The sequence below is a fragment of the Ruegeria sp. HKCCD6647-2 genome (assembly GCF_057221075.1).
Map to the genome: position 1 here is coordinate 79,467 of NZ_JBWVBD010000001.1, position 14,975 is coordinate 94,441.

Here is a 14,975-nt window from a genome sequence, read left to right on the forward strand (position 1 = left end):
TGGTGTTGCGGACATGCTTCAATTGCACTTCGGCTGCGCCAAGGCGTGACCTCAGTATGTGCAAACGCGATGCACATGCTATGAATACAGAATAACTCAGAAATTTGACCCCAACCCGCTTCAGATGCAAACCACGCCCTCTGCAGACCCTCTTCATGTCGTCGAAATGGGCACCCAGTTCGGTATGGGTGGCATTACCCGGCATATCCTTGGGTTAAGTGACTGGTTGCAGGCGCGGGATCACCGCATCACTCTGGCGGGCACCGCCGATATCTGGGCGGGTCCGGACCGGCAATCAGGGTTTTTGGACCTGCCAACACGCTATGTTGCCGGTGACGGCGGCGGTATTGCGAACCGGCTGCGTCATACGGCGGGCGCGGCCTGGCGATTGCGGCGCTGGCTGGCGGACAACCCGGCCGACCTGATCCATTGCCATGAATCCGCCCCCGCTCTGGTCGCCAATCTCGCCCGTATCGGGCGGCACGTTCCGGTTGCCGTCACCTATCATGGATCAGAACCTGAACGGATCGCAGCCTTTGGCCGCATCGCCGCAAAATGCGATCTGGTGATTACGCCAAGCCACCATTCGGCAGAAGACCTGGCAACCATCGGCAACGTGCCGCGAGACAAGCTGAAGGTTATCGGTCTCGGCGTTACCTCACCCCCCGAGGACAGCGCAGAGGACATCGCAAGCCTCCGGGCGGAGTTGCTGGGAGATGGCGACCGATTGATTGTCACGCTCGCCCGGCTGCTGCCTCAGAAGGGGATCGACATTCTGATCGACTGCGTCGCACGAATGAAGGACACGCATCCCGGATTTCGTTTCGTGGTCGCTGGCGACGGGCCGGACGAGGCGCAATTGCACGCGCTTGCTTTGGAAAAGGGGCTAGACAAACATCTGCAGTTCATTGGTCGGACCGATAAGCCGATCCGCCATTTACGGGCAGCGGACCTGTTTTTGCTAACTTCGCGGTGGGAGGCGCTGCCCTTTACCATCGCCGAGGCGTTTCAAGCCGGAACCCCGGCTGTGGCAACCGCCTGTTCCGGGGTGGTCGAACTGATCGACGAGAGCGTTGGCGCGGTCGTGCCCATCGGCAACATCGACGCGATCTGCGCTGCGGTTGCGGATGTTCTGTCAGACGAAGCCCGCCGCCAGATCTTGGCAGAGAATGCCCTGAATCGCAGCCGAGAGGACCGGTTCGACCCGGATTGGGTGCATCACCAGTTCGAAAGGACTTATTACGATCTGGCTGGGCGCCAAAGGTGATGTCGCATGTCAGGGGCGTTTGGTGATGTAGCCCCAGACTTCTCCCAGCGTCCACGCCGTCGACAACAGCATGACATAGGGTAATGCCTTGAGATAGCGCATGCCGCGCCCCTTGCTGGCCTGCAGCTTGTAATGGCGCACCCACAGCAGCGGCGGGATCAGCGGACCTGCCAGAATCAGCATCAGCCGTTTTGCGTTGCTTTGATTGCGCACCCGAATCTCGCCGAACAGGCGGCCCCAGTCGAACCGCTCGGGCAACAACTCGCGAAAGGTTGCCTTGGGGCGATGGTGATGCACGACCACCTCGTTCGATAGCCAAAGTTGCTCGCCCTGTTCGATCAGATACCAGTGCACGATCGGCTCGTGATACCGGTCCTTCCACAGGTGCTGGGTCTCATCCAATGCCTTCCGGCTGTAGGTCAGGTTCACATCCGATACCCAATCGGCCGGTCCTGTCTCAAACGGTCGCCCGTAGCGACCGAAATCGGTGACGTAAAAAGCCCAGTTCAACGGGCTGACCGGCTCCATGCATTCAATCGCGCCGCCAATCACGTTCTTTCCGGTTTCCGCATAAAGACGCACGATGGTGCGCGCCCAGTCGGATTGCGGCAGGCCGCGATCTTCAAGAATACCGATGATGTCACCCTTGGCCGCCGCCAGACCCGCCGAACGGCGACGGTCATATAGTTCGTGCTTGCCGGCTTCCGAGGTAATCGGGCGGATGGGTTCGATCACGCCAAGGTCCAGAAACCGTACCTCGGGGTAATCTTCGGCATATTGCGCGACATCGGCGACGCTGGCGTCGTAGGGGATGATCACATCCAGCGGGGGTGGATTGTCGAAACTGTGCACCGCCTCCAGAAAATCCCGCACATAGCTGCCGCCTTGCACGATGGTCAGAACGATGGAAAGGGTCGGATCGCTGCTCATCAGATTTTCATGTCCCCAAGATTGTCCAGTTCAACCGGCTGACCGCTGCGCGTGCTTTCCGGAACCGCAGCGGCAATCTCAACCGCGCGCAAGCCGGCATGGCCGTCGGCACAGTTCAATCCGGTTTCACCCCGGGTCAGCCGGATGAAATCGGCCAGTTCCTCGCCAAAGGACAGGATGGCGGTCGATTTCCAGGATTTCAGTTTCTCGCGCACCATTATTTCCGGATAGAACTTGCGCACCCGCTTGGGTGCGCCGCCCGGCTTGTCCATGGTGATGACGAGGTTCTGCATCGGCGCATAGGCCCCGCGCACCATACCGCGCGCGCCATAAACCTCGATCACGCTCTGATACCCTTTCCAGTCGTTCCAGCAGGCCTGATAGATCGCCGGAATGCCCTCGGGGTTCTTGAAGATTGCCACCGCGTTGTCCTCGGACCCCGGCACCTTCCAGACCGTGTTGGTGGCCACGCCGTAAACACTGGTGATTTCGCCCAGAATGAAGCGCGCCATGTCGGTCATGTGAATGCCCACATCCCACAAGGCGCCGCCGCCAGAGAATTCAGCCTGATACTCCCAATCATGAGTGAAGTGGCCCAGCCCGTCATGACCGCCGTAGACACGGACATGGTCGATCTCGCCGATCTCACCAGAGGATGCGACCTCCTTCACATGAGCGAAGGAGGGGTAGTAGCGCATGTTGAACCCTGCCCCCAGGGCCTTGCCCGCCTTTTTGGCGGCATCGACGATCCGCCTTGCGCCCTCCACCGTCGGAGCCAGCGGCTTTTCGGTCAGCACATGCAGCCCTTCTTCGAAGGCCCGCAGGCACAGCGGTTCGCGCACATGCGCCGGGGTCGAGATGACCACCGCATCCATCGGTATCGCAAAGAACCGGTCGAGATCAGTAAAGGCCGGCGCGCCATCCGCCACAGCCACGGCGCGATGAAACTCAAGATCCAGGACCGCCGCCAGCTCGGCATCAGGAGACTCGTGAATGTTCTGAACCCGCATCTGGCCGATCTTACCGGCCGCCCCGATCACACCGATCCTCATCAAATTCCTCACTCAAAAACCATGGGGTGCCACACACCGGACATCTATAACAGCAAATCACTTTCATGCGGAGTAGCATGTGCGATCACCCTGCGCTAGGCTTCTGAAGCGCAACGATTTCATGATTGAGTTTGAATTGGTAGGGGATTGGCAACAGTGGAATTCGCGGGATCTGAAAAACTGCAGGGGCAAACAGTCTTTGTGACCGGTGCGACCGGGTTTCTCGGGGCGCGTCTGGTTCCCGCCCTGCTGGCCAACGGAGCAACAGTCTCAACCCTGTTGCGCAGCCGCCACGGCGCCAAGGAACTGGAGGCGATGGGTGCAAATGTGGTGATCGGCGCACTTGGTGAACGCGCGGCAGTCGCAGCCTCACTGCGCGGACACGACGTTTTGGTGCATCTGGCTTATAACGTGCGCGACACTGCGGAAAAGAACCTTTCGGATTTCGACTCGCTGTTTGGCGCGGCGCAGGATGCGGGCGTTGGCAGGATCATCCATACAAGTTCCATTGTCGTCTATGACGACTGGCCCAACGAAAACCTGGACGAAACCAGCCCGATGAACCGTCCCGGCGGCAGCCCGTACCGCCAGGCAAAAATCGAGATGGAAAAGAAACTGATGGCAGGTTCGATCCCTGCGGCAATTCTTCAACCCACTTTGATTTATGGGCCCGGCAGCGCCTTGTGGACGGATCAACTGGCTGCAAATCTTGCAGCGGGAACGCAAGTGATGCCCGAACCGGAAGGCCTGTGTAACGCCGTGTTTGTCGATGACGTCGTTCAGGCCATTCTCAAAGCTGCGCTGCTCAATGATCTGGGCCAGGAAAAGTTCGTCATCTCAGGGCCCGAACCTATCCTGTGGTCCTCGTTGCTACAGGGGTATTCCAAGATCATCGGTGGGGGCGACATTCGAACGGAGCCATATGAAGCGCTTGACCGACGCCTTGGTCCCGAACCGGAGGCTGGTAATGGATCCGACACCGTCTCGGCTGCGGCGCGCATCGGGGCGATTGGCCGAACTGTGCTGGGGCGCCAGCGGTTCGAAGCGCTGGTCAGAACCATCAAAAAACGCACAGCAAAAGGCGACGGGTTCGCATATCCGGACCGGCATTTGCTTGAGCTCTTTACCGCACGGGGCGGATGCCGGATCGATCATGCAAAAGCCCGATTGGCGTATGAGCCCAAATATCCGCTTGAAAACGGACTGGCCGCCACAGCAGACTATTTAAGGGACCGGTATGGCTGATACGGACCTGTCGTTTGAAACGCGTGACCTGAATTCGGGGCCGCCATTTAGGTTTTAGTATGCTGCATATCGGTGTTGACGCCAGTTCCTGGGAAAATGAGCGTGGGTTCGGACGTTTCACGCGCAATCTGATCACTGCACTTGCCGCCCGTCAGACGGGCTTTCGCTATACCCTGCTGTTCGATCAGGAACCGACAAGACCTGTGCCAGAAGGCGTCGATGTCAGAATCGCCGGGTCGGACAGATCCATGTCCGAGGCATCCTCGGGCGCGGCGGTGCGTGGTGGGGCGGACCTGATCACAATGGCCAGAACGGCTCAGCGGATGGACTGCGATCTGTTCTTCTACCCGGCCGTCTATTCCTATTTTCCACAACTGACCCGACGCCCCTCGGTCGTGTGTTTTCATGACACCATTCCTGAACGTTTCCCCGATCTGATATTCCCCAAGACGTTGAATTTTAGATTGTGGCAGGCGAAATGCTGGCTGGCCAAGAAACAGGCCACGCGGGTGATGACGATCTCGCAGGCTTCGGCGGACGATCTGGAGCGCATCCTGAACGTCCCGACAAACCGCACTGATATTATCACCGAAGGCGCAGAGCCGGTGTTTCGGCAAATCCACGATGCGCGACTATTGGAACAAACCCGGCAGTCATACGGGATACCGAACAATGCGCCGCTGCTGGTATATGTCGGGGGCTTCAACCGGCACAAGAACGTGCTGCGCCTGATCGAGGCGATGCCAAGTATCCTGGCCCGAGTACCAGAAACTCGGCTGGCAATAGTCGGACGCACAACGGGCGCGCGGTTCTGGGACAATGTGGAAGACCTCAAAGCCAGCGCCGCTGCAGACGCGGCGCGCTCCAATAGCATCGTTTTTACTGGTGAGATTGACGACGAACAGCTGACATTACTGCTCAACACGTCGGACGCCTTGGTCTTTCCTTCTCTGTGGGAGGGGTTCGGCCTGCCCGCGCTCGAAGCGATGTCCTGCGGTACGCCTGTTCTCAGCTCTGACCGTGGCAGTTTGCCCGAGGTCGTGGGCGATGGAGGTCTGTACTTTGATCCACTTTCCGAGACCGAATTGGCGCAACAGGCGATCCGACTTTTGACCGAACCGGGTCTGCGCGATGCCTATTCCACCAGGGCACTGGCACAGGCATCAAAGTTCAGTTGGGAAAAAGGCGCAGAGCTGGCGGAGGTGAGTTTCAAAAATGCGCTTGGAAAGGCTTGAGCCCTTTAGGCAACTATAGCCAGCTTGAACGCGCCATTGTTGCCGTTTTGGACACGCGCGAAACAAAATTAATTCGCCGCATAACCTTGTTCTGGACTTCGAAACGCAGAACAACACAATGGGCGCAAGTGATTTTTCTGATTGGTTGGGTACCTGTTCAAATGCTACGGCTTTCTTTTTCACATATATCTCACCACACCCGTATGGCCGAGTGCGGCTTCCACGACTGACCGGCGGCATGTTTCGGGTCCATCAAGCACGGCGGCTCAAATCTGGTGCCAATTGATGAACGAACATAACTTTGCTTTTGATCGTTCGATTTTTGCCAAATTTGCCAACTATGCTCGGTTAGGACCAATATGGATAGGATGCGAAGGCAGAAACCAAATCGGCTTGATCCAGATTCAAGCTGAAAAGTCAGATCCGGCCCGGTGACTGGATTTCAGATAAAGGACAGTTCAATTCAATGAACAATGTAACTGAAATGACCGCCACAGAAGAGCTGGCCGCACCAAATACGGCGGGCATGGAACTCAGCGTGGTTATCCCGGCTTACAACGAGGAAAACGCTGTTCGCAGCACGGTCGACGATGTACGCGAGCATCTCGAACCGCTTGGCATCCCCTACGAGATCATCGTGGTTGATGACGCCAGTCAGGACGACACCCGTGCCCGTGCGCGCGAAAGCGGTGCGATTGTCACCTATAATGACGTCAATTCGGGCTATGGCGCCAGCCTCAAGCGCGGGATCAGGATGGCACAATATGACTATGTCGCGATTATGGATGCCGATGGCACCTATCCGGCGCGCTACCTTCCCGAGATGCTTGGACTGTGCCGCGAACAGGACATGGTCGTCGGCGACCGCGGCGCGGCGATGAAAAACGTGCCACTGTTGCGCAAACCTGCCAAAAAGTTCCTGTTTGCCTTTGCGTCGTTTCTGGCCGAGCGCAAGATCAACGATCTCAACTCGGGCATGCGGGTCTTTCGCAAATCCGAGCTGATCCCGTTTCTGCCACTATTGCCGCAGAACTTCTCGTTCACCACCACGATTACGCTGTGCATGACTTCGAACGGCAAGCGCATGATCTACACTCCGATCGAATACGGCAAGCGGGTCGGGAAATCCAAGATCAGACCGATTGATTTTCTGAACTTCATCATCCTGATCCTGCGCATCAGCACCTTGTTCAATCCACTTCGGGTTTTCATCCCGCTGGGTCTGGCGTTTTTCACGTTGGGCACGGTGAAATTCCTGATCGATATCTTCTACTGGAACCTCAGCGAAACAGCGGTGTTCTCATTCCTCGCGGCAATCATGATCTGGTCGCTTGGCCTGATCGCCGACATGATTTCGCGGCTGCATCTCAGGCCCTGACATGAGCGCCTCGCCCTCTTCCTTTACGATCCGGCGCGGCTGGGTCATACGGGCCGTGGGCTCATTGCTGCTGCTGACCATTTTGTTCTGGCTGCTGCCGTTTGATCAGATCCGCCAGGCGTTTGAATCGATTTCCTTAAAAGTCTTTTTGCTGGTTCTGCTGTTGTTTTTGCTGGCCCATGTTGGTGCTGCTCTGAAATGGTGGCTTCTGTTGGGCCGGGAGTTTCCGCCGCTCATGGCAATTCGTGCCCATTTTGCGGGTCTCGCGGCAAACCTGTGTCTGCCCGGCGCCATCGGAGGCGACGCCGTTCGGGCCGGTCTGGCCCAGGCCACCGTGAAGGATGGCGCTCATGTCGTCGCGGTCGCTGCGGTCGACAGGCTGATCGACATGTTGGCACTTTTGACCGTTTCGGGCATCGGTCTTGTCTTATCGAGACACGCGGGTGCGGATGGGGGGATGGTCCTGCAGGTCGGTCTGTTTCTTGCAGTCGCAGTGGCCGGCGTCATTGCCCTGCCGCGCCTTCTTCCGATCCCGTGGCGCGTGGTTCCGTCCTTGCCGGGTCGGGGTTTTGCAGAGCGGCTGGGCGTTGCCTTTGCCGAGTTTGGACGGAAACCGGTACTTCTTGCGATGGCCTTCGTGGCCTCGACCGTGATCCAGTGCCTACTTGCCGTACTGGCCTGGTGGCTCGCGGTTTCAGCGGGTACCGGAGTTGACATCGGTGACTGGTTGTTTGCCTGGCCATTGGCAAAAATCGTTGCCGTTCTGCCCGTATCGCTGAATGGGTTGGGCCTGCGGGAGGCCACGCTTGCGGTATTACTGGCACCTTTCGGAGCGGATCCGTCCGTGATCGTGGCGGCTGGACTGATGTGGCAGGCCGTGTTGTTTGTGGCGGGCGGAATTGGCGCGCTGGTGTTCAGCCTGTCCGGGTTGAAACTGAGCCCCCGCCCTACTGGAAAGGAAGATTACAAGTGACGGATGTTTCCCGACAGGGTGCCGGTGCGGACAAGCCGCATATCATCATACTCGGCGCCGGTCCGGCAGGGTTGGCTGCGGCGCATACGCTGACCAGCAAAGGTCAGGCGCGCGTTACAGTGATTGAACGCGCAGGTCAGGCCGGGGGGAACTCGGCCTCCTTCCCGATCGAGGGCGTGATTTGCGATTACGGGTCACACCGTTTTCACCCCGCAGCTGAGCCTGAAGTGCTTGATGATGTTAAGAAACTGCTGGGCGATGACCTGCTTTTGCGTCCCCGGCACGGGCGCATAAGACTGGGGGGTAAGTGGATTCATTTCCCGCTAAAGCTGACCGATGCACTGATGCGCCTTCCCAAGCCCTTTGCGCTGTCGCTGGTCGGAGACATGGTTCTGAAGCCATTCCGCAAGAAAAACACCGGTCCGGCAACATTTTCGACTGTGCTGTATGGCGGTCTGGGTCCGACAATTTCCGAGAACTTCTACTTTCCGTATGTACGCAAGCTTTGGGGGCTTGATCCCGATAAACTGGCCGTCACGCTGGCTGAACGCCGGGTCGGCAGCGGTTCGGTGGGCAAAATCCTGATGAAAATGCTTCGGCTGATGCCCGGACTGCGCAGCGAAACCGCCGGTCGGTTCTATTACCCGCGCCGGGGGTTTGGGCAGATTTCGGACGCCATGCTGCAAAGCGCCCGTGAAAACGGTGCCGAATTTCTGTTCGAAACCGAGATTACCCGGATCGAACGTGACGGCGGCCGGGTGACCGGGTTGACCATTCGGGACGGCAAAGGCGAAACCCGGCTGGACGGTGACCTGATCCTGTCAACCATTCCTCTGACCGGCCTCACACGTTTGATTGATGAGCCACCTGCCGCGGTGGTCGAAGCCGCCAGAACCATCCGGTTCCGAGGGATGATCTTGCTGTATCTGATACTTGAGACCGACCAGTTCACAGAATTCGACGCGCATTATTTTCCCGAAACGTCGATCCCTATCAGCCGGATGTCGGAACCCAAGAATTATTCCGCCTCGTCCAATCCGAAAGGTGTGACCGTACTCTGCGCCGAATTGCCTTGCGACCCCGGTGAGAAATGGTGGGACATGTCCGACGAGGAGCTTGGCCGCGAATTCACCGGATGGCTGGGACAACTTGGCCTGCCTGTGACAGTGCCGGTGCGACGTTGCGAGACCCGAAGGCTCAGCCACGCCTACCCGGTTTATGATGTCGACTATCAGAGCCGGTTTGATACCGTGGATCAGTGGTTGCTGGGGCTGGACGGGTTGCTGGTGTTCGGGCGACAGGGCCTGTTTGCCCACGACAACACCCATCATGCCTTTGCAATGGCCTATGCGGCTGCCGAGGTTATCGGACCGGATGGCCAGGTTGATCGTGAAAGGTGGAACACATACCGCGAAATCTTCGCCACCCATATCGTCGAGGATTGATCCGTGGCGGAACCTCAGCTCGATATTCTGATGTATCACTCGATTTCCGATGCACCGGGTCCGACGTCGATTTCTCCAAAAACCTTTGGCGCACAGATGCAGGCACTGGCTGAGTCGGGCTTACCGGTTGTCTCTCCGGACGCAATGGCAAAGCCACCGCAAAAACGCTCGGTCGTGATCACCTTTGACGACGGGTTTACCGATTTCGACACGGTCGCCTGGCCCATCCTGCGCGACTACGGCTTTCGCCCCATCGTTTATCTGCCTTCGGGGCTTATGGGGAACCGCGAGGAATGGGTCGGCAGCAATTCCCCGCCCCGCCCATTGATGAGCTGGGACCGGGTCCGGCATCTGGCCTCCGAAGGCGTGTATTTTGGGGCGCACAGCATCACCCATCCAGACCTGTCCAATTTGCCCCCCACCAAGCTGGAACACGAGGTCATTCAGTCAGGAGTGGATATCGCAACCCGGATCGAGCAACCCGTTCACCATTTTGCGCCACCGTATGGTGCGACATCCCCAACCGTCCAAAAATGCGTCGCACAGCATTATTCTACGTCGGTGGGCACAAGACTGGGGGTGGCCAAACCGGACTCCGATCTTTATGACCTGCCCCGGCTGGAGATGTTCTATTTTAGCGATGTTTCCCGCTGGAAATCGCATCTGGCGGGGCAAGGCAATACCTACCTGGCCATTCGCCAAGCCCTGCGGCGCATACGCAGCACTGCCAGACGAGTATGGAGATGAACACCCTCACCCGCATCAAAATCAAGAGCCATTTTTGCGCTTCGAAACCAGCGTCAATGAGTAAACAGAGCTGCGAAAATGGGCGTATTGTCCGGAATTTCCAAACAGTCTCCGATGGCTGAATTGAATTCCAACAAATCTATTGGCTTTGCCCTTTATCCCCTTCATCCTGCTGGCCGAGATAATTCAGTTTTCGCGGGAAAACCGCCAGTATTCCAGTGTGACTTTGTATAATCAGGTTGAATCATGAACTACGAAACCTCGCATCATCAGTCTCTCACACAGCTTATCGCGGCCCGCGACGCACGGGTCGCCGTGGTTGGGTTGGGCTATGTTGGCCTGCCTCTGGCATTGACCGCCTATGATGAGGGGTTCGACACGACCGGTGTGGATCTCAACCCCGATCGGGTGGCGCGGATCAACCGCGGCGAACAGGTCATCTCGTATCTGGCGCAGGACCGGATCGCGCAGGCGGTGGACAGCGGACGGTTCCGCGCAACCCAGGACGCCGCCGCACTGTCCGAAGCGGATATCGTGCTGATTTGCGTACCCACGCCTTTGACAGACGAACAAGACCCTGACATGCGCTTTGTCGCGGCCGCAGCCCGAACCATCGCGCAGCATCTGCGCCCCGGTCAGTTGGTGGTTCTGGAAAGCAGCGTCTGGCCCGGTGCCACAACAACTCTGGTTCAGCCTATTCTCGAAGCGGGCGGCCTGCGCGCCGGCATCGACTTTTTCCTGGCCTTTTCGCCTGAACGAGAAGACCCCGGCAATGACAAGTTCGACACACACAGCATTCCCAAGGTCGTCGGTGCCGACGACCCGCAATCCCGACAACTGGTCGAAGATTTCTATCGCGCCATCGTAACCAGCGCCGTGCCGGTGAGTTCCGCCGCCACCGCCGAAGCTGTGAAGCTGGTCGAAAACAGTTTCCGCACCGTCAATATTGCACTCGTCAACGAATTGAAAACCGCGCTGGAAGCGATGGATGTGGACGTCTGGGAAGTGATCGAGGCCGCGGCGACCAAACCCTTTGGCTTCATGCCCTTCTATCCCGGTCCCGGCATTGGCGGCGCCTGCATTCCGGTGTCTCCCGCCTATTTGGCCTGGAGGGCTGCGGATGCGGGATCAGACACTCCGATCATCAACCTGGCACGCCGCAGCAATGACGCCGTGCCGGAATTGCTGGCCGCTCGCATCACTGCTGAACTCACGGCCAGAAACGGCTCGGCCTTGGCGGATACCGGGCAGCCATTGACCGGCCAAAAGATACTGCTGATGGGTATCGCCTACAAACGGGATGTCGAGGACACCCGCCGCAGCCCGGCCCTGGTTTTGCTGGAAGAGTTGGAGAAACTGGGGGCCAAGGTGGATTATCATGATCCGTTTTTCCCTCGCCTGCCGGAAGGCGGTGAATACCCGCAATTGGCAGGGCGAACGTCCGAACCGCTGACGGATGAAAACCTGAAGCGCTATGCGGCCGTGGCCGTTATCACCGATCACAGCGCCATGAATTACGAACTAGTTGCGCGCGATGCGGCATTGGTTTTTGACACCCGCAATGCCTTTGAAAAACAAGGGATCAAAGTAACGGGCGGACGGTTGGTCAAGTTGTAACCTGCGTCCCGGCAGATAACCGAACTTCGCCCATTACTATCAAAACTCTGGTGCAGGTTGGAGGCACGCCCTCGGAACGCGAGTCTCCCGTCTGCACATCATTCTCGCTTTATCAGAGGCGATTTCGCCACTGCTTCGGATAACCGACTGTTATTTAACTAATATTCTTGCTCTACTTTGGAAAGAGCCTCGCGATCCAGAGAATGAGCCGGGTCGGACATTCGCTGGAAGCATTGGTTGACGGCCACATCGGCCCGGATTTGCCATCCAACCCAAAATCTGAGCGATATATCGCTTAGTCAGCGATTTAGCATCCGAAATTGTATTCAATAACCAAATTTTTACCCAAGGTGGTCCAAATTTTGCCACGATTGCGTCGCGGAATACCCAGAGGGGAAAAAACCCTTGGGAACAACCGCCACCACTCAGTGATTTCGCTGACGCATGGGCAAGGACCGGAGGACTTGAATTCATGATGGGCGTTTTGGGGATAGCTATTCTTGTCGGCTTGAGCGCTGGTGGAATGGCGTTGTTTTCCGGATACTCCCTGTCGATGGCTTTGGGTTTCTACATGTTGTTCGGCTGGATGTTCATTCTGACTGCAATTGTTGTAATAGTCAGTGTCCGATCGCTGAAAACCCGCTTGCAAAAACAGCGCAGCCCTCTGGTTTATTAACGACTTTTCGTTACTCGGCTTTCTCTGACTGTAGCAGTTGGGCGGTTCCCGTATTGGGCATGAACAAAACAGGTTCAAGTTGCCAAAACTCTCTCCTGAACCAGAACACCTTGTTGCAGGCGCAGCCTGACCGCCCGTAACAAAGCGGTCAGATCAGAGGCGGTACCTTACCTAAAGAATGTACGACTCTGATCTTTCGGTGGCTTTTGACAGACGCATTGCCTGAAAATTCACGATTGACTGCAAAACTCTTTGAACCCGGCGCCGTTGCGTGATCACTTAGGCGCAAGCAACCATAATACATTCGCCACGGCGCCGGACATGAACAAATTGACATCTACACATCGGCACATCTCACAGGACGACAGCGTTCCTACGCTCAGTGTCGTAGTTCCTATGTTCAACGAAGAAGATGTTCTGCCAATCCTTTTTGAACGCCTTGGGAACTATCTAGAAAAACTGGGCGAAAGCTTTGAAATCATCTGCGTGAACGATGGGAGCACGGACAGAACCGCCACCCTTTTGGCAGATGCGCATGAGCGTGACAATCGCGTCAAAGTGCTGAACTTTTCCCGGAATTTCGGCAAAGAGATTGCGCTGACCGCCGGGCTTGACGTTGCAAAAGGCAAGGCCGTCGTGCCGATTGACGCCGATCTGCAGGATCCACCCGAATTGATCGAGGATTTCTTAAAGAAATGGCGCGAGGGTTTTGATGTGGTCTACGCCGTTCGGCGTCAGCGCAGTTCGGATACCACAATGAAGCGCTGGTCGGCGACGAAGTTCTATCAAGTTATCAACCGCCTTTCCGGTGTCCCTATCCCCGCCAATACCGGTGATTACCGCCTCATGGATCAGCGCGTGGTTCGTGCCATTGTTCAGTTGCGCGAACAGAACCGATTCATGAAAGGGCTGTTTGCCTGGGTCGGGTTTCGCCACGCAGAGGTCCCTTATAACCGCCCCAAACGCGCGGCAGGAAAGACCAAATTCAACTATTGGCGGCTTTGGAATTTCGCGCTGGACGGCATCACGGGTTTCAGCACGGTTCCCCTGAGAATAGCCGGATATATCGGGATGCTGACGGCCTTGGGTGCAATTTTCTATGGCCTTTTTCTGGTACTGCGCACACTGATCCACGGCGTGGATGTGCCCGGCTACGCCTCGCTGATGGTCGCAGTGCTGCTGATCGGCGGTCTGCAACTGGTCGTGCTGGGTGTTATTGGCGAGTATCTGGGACGGCTCTATGAAGAGGCCCGAAATCGGCCGCTCTATATTGTCGAAAGCAGTCTGGGGTTCGAACCAGAAGATAACGTTTCCGCATGACCGTTCAGGGGTCGCAAAAACCTTGCACGTGTCAGATAACAGCCTCTACTTCCTCAGACTATCCGGATGAGCAGATATTTGTTCAATGATAGGTTATCCTCAATTTGAATACCCTATTTTGTCAAAGTCTTGAGCTATATTACCTGCAAAACACCGCTGAATGATCTTCTGTCGGGTGTCAAACCGGATTCTAAGGCGGCGCGCTCTGTGTCGAAACTCTTTCCCACATGGCGCGGCCTTTCCCACTTGTCATGTCATTTCGAAGGGTTTCGCCGAACCCGGATAAAATACTGCAAGTATATGAAATCCCTCAGCAACCCCAACGTCAACCAATTCACCAGCTGCTTGCGCCTGCCATAGAAACGGCCCTGAATATGTTCGAGTTCCAGCCCGGATCCGGTCATCAACGCAACAGCAGTATCGCGCACGAACCACCTGAGATGCGTGCGATCGAGGATGCCTTTCTCGGTGTAGTTAAAGCGGCCCTTGAAAACCAGCGGGAGGACAAGCCTGTGGTTTCTGGCGTTAGGGATGCTTGCGACGATCACCCCTCCGGGTTTCAGCATTTTGTGGCAGGTTTCGATCACAGACCAGGGATCGGTCAGATGTTCCAGGACGTCCAAGCACATGATGACATCGAATTCACCTTGCTCGGAGCCGATCTGCTCTAACAGTGAAGGGTCTTCCAGATTTCCGGAATACGCTGCATCAACGCTTGGATGCGTTGTGTCGGCAACAAGATCAACCACAACATACCGCTCGGCTTTTCCGGCATCCTTGAGATATCCGGCCGAAGCCCCGATCCCGCCACCAATGTCCAAAACCACGTTTTGTCCTTGGGGAACCAAGCTGAGCACGTCCTGTCGGACCAATGCGTGATAGTCCTCACGAACTTCCATGTTTTCCATATTTTTCAACTTGTTACCTTAAAACAACGACTGGATCATATCGGCCGGCCCAACAGAAAACAACACTGCAATCGACCATCGGGACATGTTGGCCAGCAGTTGTGAAACAGGGCAAAAAAGGCGCGAATGCACCCAAAGACCCCGCAACAATGAACTGATGGCAAGTTCCGGGTTTCATCCGG

13 protein-coding genes are annotated in these 14,975 nt (G+C 56.8%); 10 read left to right on the plus strand and 3 right to left on the minus strand.

From position 1 onward, the window contains the following. The first annotated feature begins 124 nt into the window (after positions 1–124). The gene (locus AC2TDJ_RS00330; protein WP_480838101.1) at positions 125–1,267 is read left to right on the plus strand and encodes a glycosyltransferase family 4 protein; all 1,143 of its coding nucleotides are present in this window, start codon (positions 125–127) and stop codon (positions 1,265–1,267) included. Between the two features lie 9 nt (positions 1,268–1,276). On the opposite strand, the gene AC2TDJ_RS00335 is transcribed toward AC2TDJ_RS00330, so the two are convergent. Together AC2TDJ_RS00335 and AC2TDJ_RS00340 are read right to left on the minus strand one after the other, a co-directional pair. Beyond that, entirely contained in the window at positions 1,277–2,197 is a 921-nt protein-coding gene (locus tag AC2TDJ_RS00335; protein WP_480838103.1) for a glycosyltransferase family 2 protein, read from the minus strand. Next, complete coding sequence (locus AC2TDJ_RS00340; RefSeq protein ID WP_480838105.1) at positions 2,197–3,249, minus strand: Gfo/Idh/MocA family protein; 1,053 nt, start codon at positions 3,247–3,249, stop codon at positions 2,197–2,199. The genes AC2TDJ_RS00335 and AC2TDJ_RS00340 overlap by 1 nt, the downstream gene beginning before the upstream one ends. A gap of 156 nt (positions 3,250–3,405) precedes the next feature. On the opposite strand from AC2TDJ_RS00340, the gene AC2TDJ_RS00345 reads away from it, so the two are divergent. The 9 genes from AC2TDJ_RS00345 to AC2TDJ_RS00385 all read left to right on the plus strand — a co-directional run bounded on the left by AC2TDJ_RS00345 (position 3,406) and on the right by AC2TDJ_RS00385 (position 13,885). Beyond that, positions 3,406–4,494 carry an NAD-dependent epimerase/dehydratase family protein gene (locus AC2TDJ_RS00345; RefSeq protein ID WP_480838107.1) on the plus strand — a complete coding sequence of 363 codons (1,089 nt, stop codon included), beginning with the start codon at positions 3,406–3,408 and terminating at the stop codon, positions 4,492–4,494. 59 nt (positions 4,495–4,553) lie between these two features. Next, positions 4,554–5,729 carry a glycosyltransferase family 4 protein gene (locus AC2TDJ_RS00350; RefSeq protein ID WP_480838109.1) on the plus strand — a complete coding sequence of 392 codons (1,176 nt, stop codon included), beginning with the start codon at positions 4,554–4,556 and terminating at the stop codon, positions 5,727–5,729. Positions 5,730–6,195: 466 nt separating this feature from the next. Continuing rightward, positions 6,196–7,107 (plus strand): glycosyltransferase family 2 protein, encoded by a 912-nt coding sequence (locus AC2TDJ_RS00355; protein ID WP_480838111.1) that lies wholly within the window; start codon positions 6,196–6,198, stop codon positions 7,105–7,107. A 1-nt stretch (position 7,108) separates the two neighbouring features. Beyond that, entirely contained in the window at positions 7,109–8,080 is a 972-nt protein-coding gene (locus tag AC2TDJ_RS00360) for a lysylphosphatidylglycerol synthase transmembrane domain-containing protein (RefSeq protein WP_480838113.1), read from the plus strand. Further along, a complete protein-coding gene (locus tag AC2TDJ_RS00365) occupies positions 8,077–9,525 on the plus strand; it encodes a protoporphyrinogen/coproporphyrinogen oxidase (protein ID WP_480838116.1) in 1,449 nt (482 codons plus the stop codon). The genes AC2TDJ_RS00360 and AC2TDJ_RS00365 overlap by 4 nt, the downstream gene beginning before the upstream one ends. 3 nt (positions 9,526–9,528) lie before the next feature. After that, entirely contained in the window at positions 9,529–10,272 is a 744-nt protein-coding gene (locus AC2TDJ_RS00370; RefSeq protein ID WP_480838118.1) for a polysaccharide deacetylase family protein, read from the plus strand. Between the two features lie 246 nt (positions 10,273–10,518). After that, positions 10,519–11,889, plus strand: coding sequence for a nucleotide sugar dehydrogenase (locus AC2TDJ_RS00375; RefSeq protein WP_480838120.1), 1,371 nt, complete (start codon positions 10,519–10,521; stop codon positions 11,887–11,889). A gap of 472 nt (positions 11,890–12,361) precedes the next feature. Then, entirely contained in the window at positions 12,362–12,565 is a 204-nt protein-coding gene (locus AC2TDJ_RS00380; protein WP_480838122.1) for a hypothetical protein, read from the plus strand. 321 nt (positions 12,566–12,886) lie between these two features. Beyond that, positions 12,887–13,885, plus strand: a complete 999-nt coding sequence (locus AC2TDJ_RS00385; RefSeq protein ID WP_480838124.1) for a glycosyltransferase family 2 protein — start codon at positions 12,887–12,889, stop codon at positions 13,883–13,885. Between the two features lie 254 nt (positions 13,886–14,139). On the opposite strand, the gene AC2TDJ_RS00390 is transcribed toward AC2TDJ_RS00385, so the two are convergent. Further along, entirely contained in the window at positions 14,140–14,784 is a 645-nt protein-coding gene (locus tag AC2TDJ_RS00390) for a class I SAM-dependent methyltransferase (protein ID WP_480838126.1), read from the minus strand. Positions 14,785–14,975: the final 191 nt, after the last annotated feature.

Excerpts from the sequence above, each read along its gene's own strand:
- AC2TDJ_RS00330 (WP_480838101.1), top strand. The coding sequence starts at position 125 with ATGCAAACCACGCCCTCTGCAGACCCTCTTCATGTCGTCGAAATGGGC.
- AC2TDJ_RS00335 (WP_480838103.1), bottom strand. The coding sequence starts at position 2,197 with ATGAGCAGCGATCCGACCCTTTCCATCGTTCTGACCATCGTGCAAGGC.
- AC2TDJ_RS00340 (WP_480838105.1), bottom strand. The coding sequence starts at position 3,249 with ATGAGGATCGGTGTGATCGGGGCGGCCGGTAAGATCGGCCAGATGCGG.
- AC2TDJ_RS00350 (WP_480838109.1), top strand. The coding sequence starts at position 4,554 with ATGCTGCATATCGGTGTTGACGCCAGTTCCTGGGAAAATGAGCGTGGG.
- AC2TDJ_RS00355 (WP_480838111.1), top strand. The coding sequence starts at position 6,196 with ATGAACAATGTAACTGAAATGACCGCCACAGAAGAGCTGGCCGCACCA.
- AC2TDJ_RS00360 (WP_480838113.1), top strand. The coding sequence starts at position 7,109 with ATGAGCGCCTCGCCCTCTTCCTTTACGATCCGGCGCGGCTGGGTCATA.
- AC2TDJ_RS00375 (WP_480838120.1), top strand. The coding sequence starts at position 10,519 with ATGAACTACGAAACCTCGCATCATCAGTCTCTCACACAGCTTATCGCG.
- AC2TDJ_RS00380 (WP_480838122.1), top strand. The coding sequence starts at position 12,362 with ATGATGGGCGTTTTGGGGATAGCTATTCTTGTCGGCTTGAGCGCTGGT.
- AC2TDJ_RS00385 (WP_480838124.1), top strand. The coding sequence starts at position 12,887 with ATGAACAAATTGACATCTACACATCGGCACATCTCACAGGACGACAGC.
- AC2TDJ_RS00390 (WP_480838126.1), bottom strand. The coding sequence starts at position 14,784 with ATGGAAGTTCGTGAGGACTATCACGCATTGGTCCGACAGGACGTGCTC.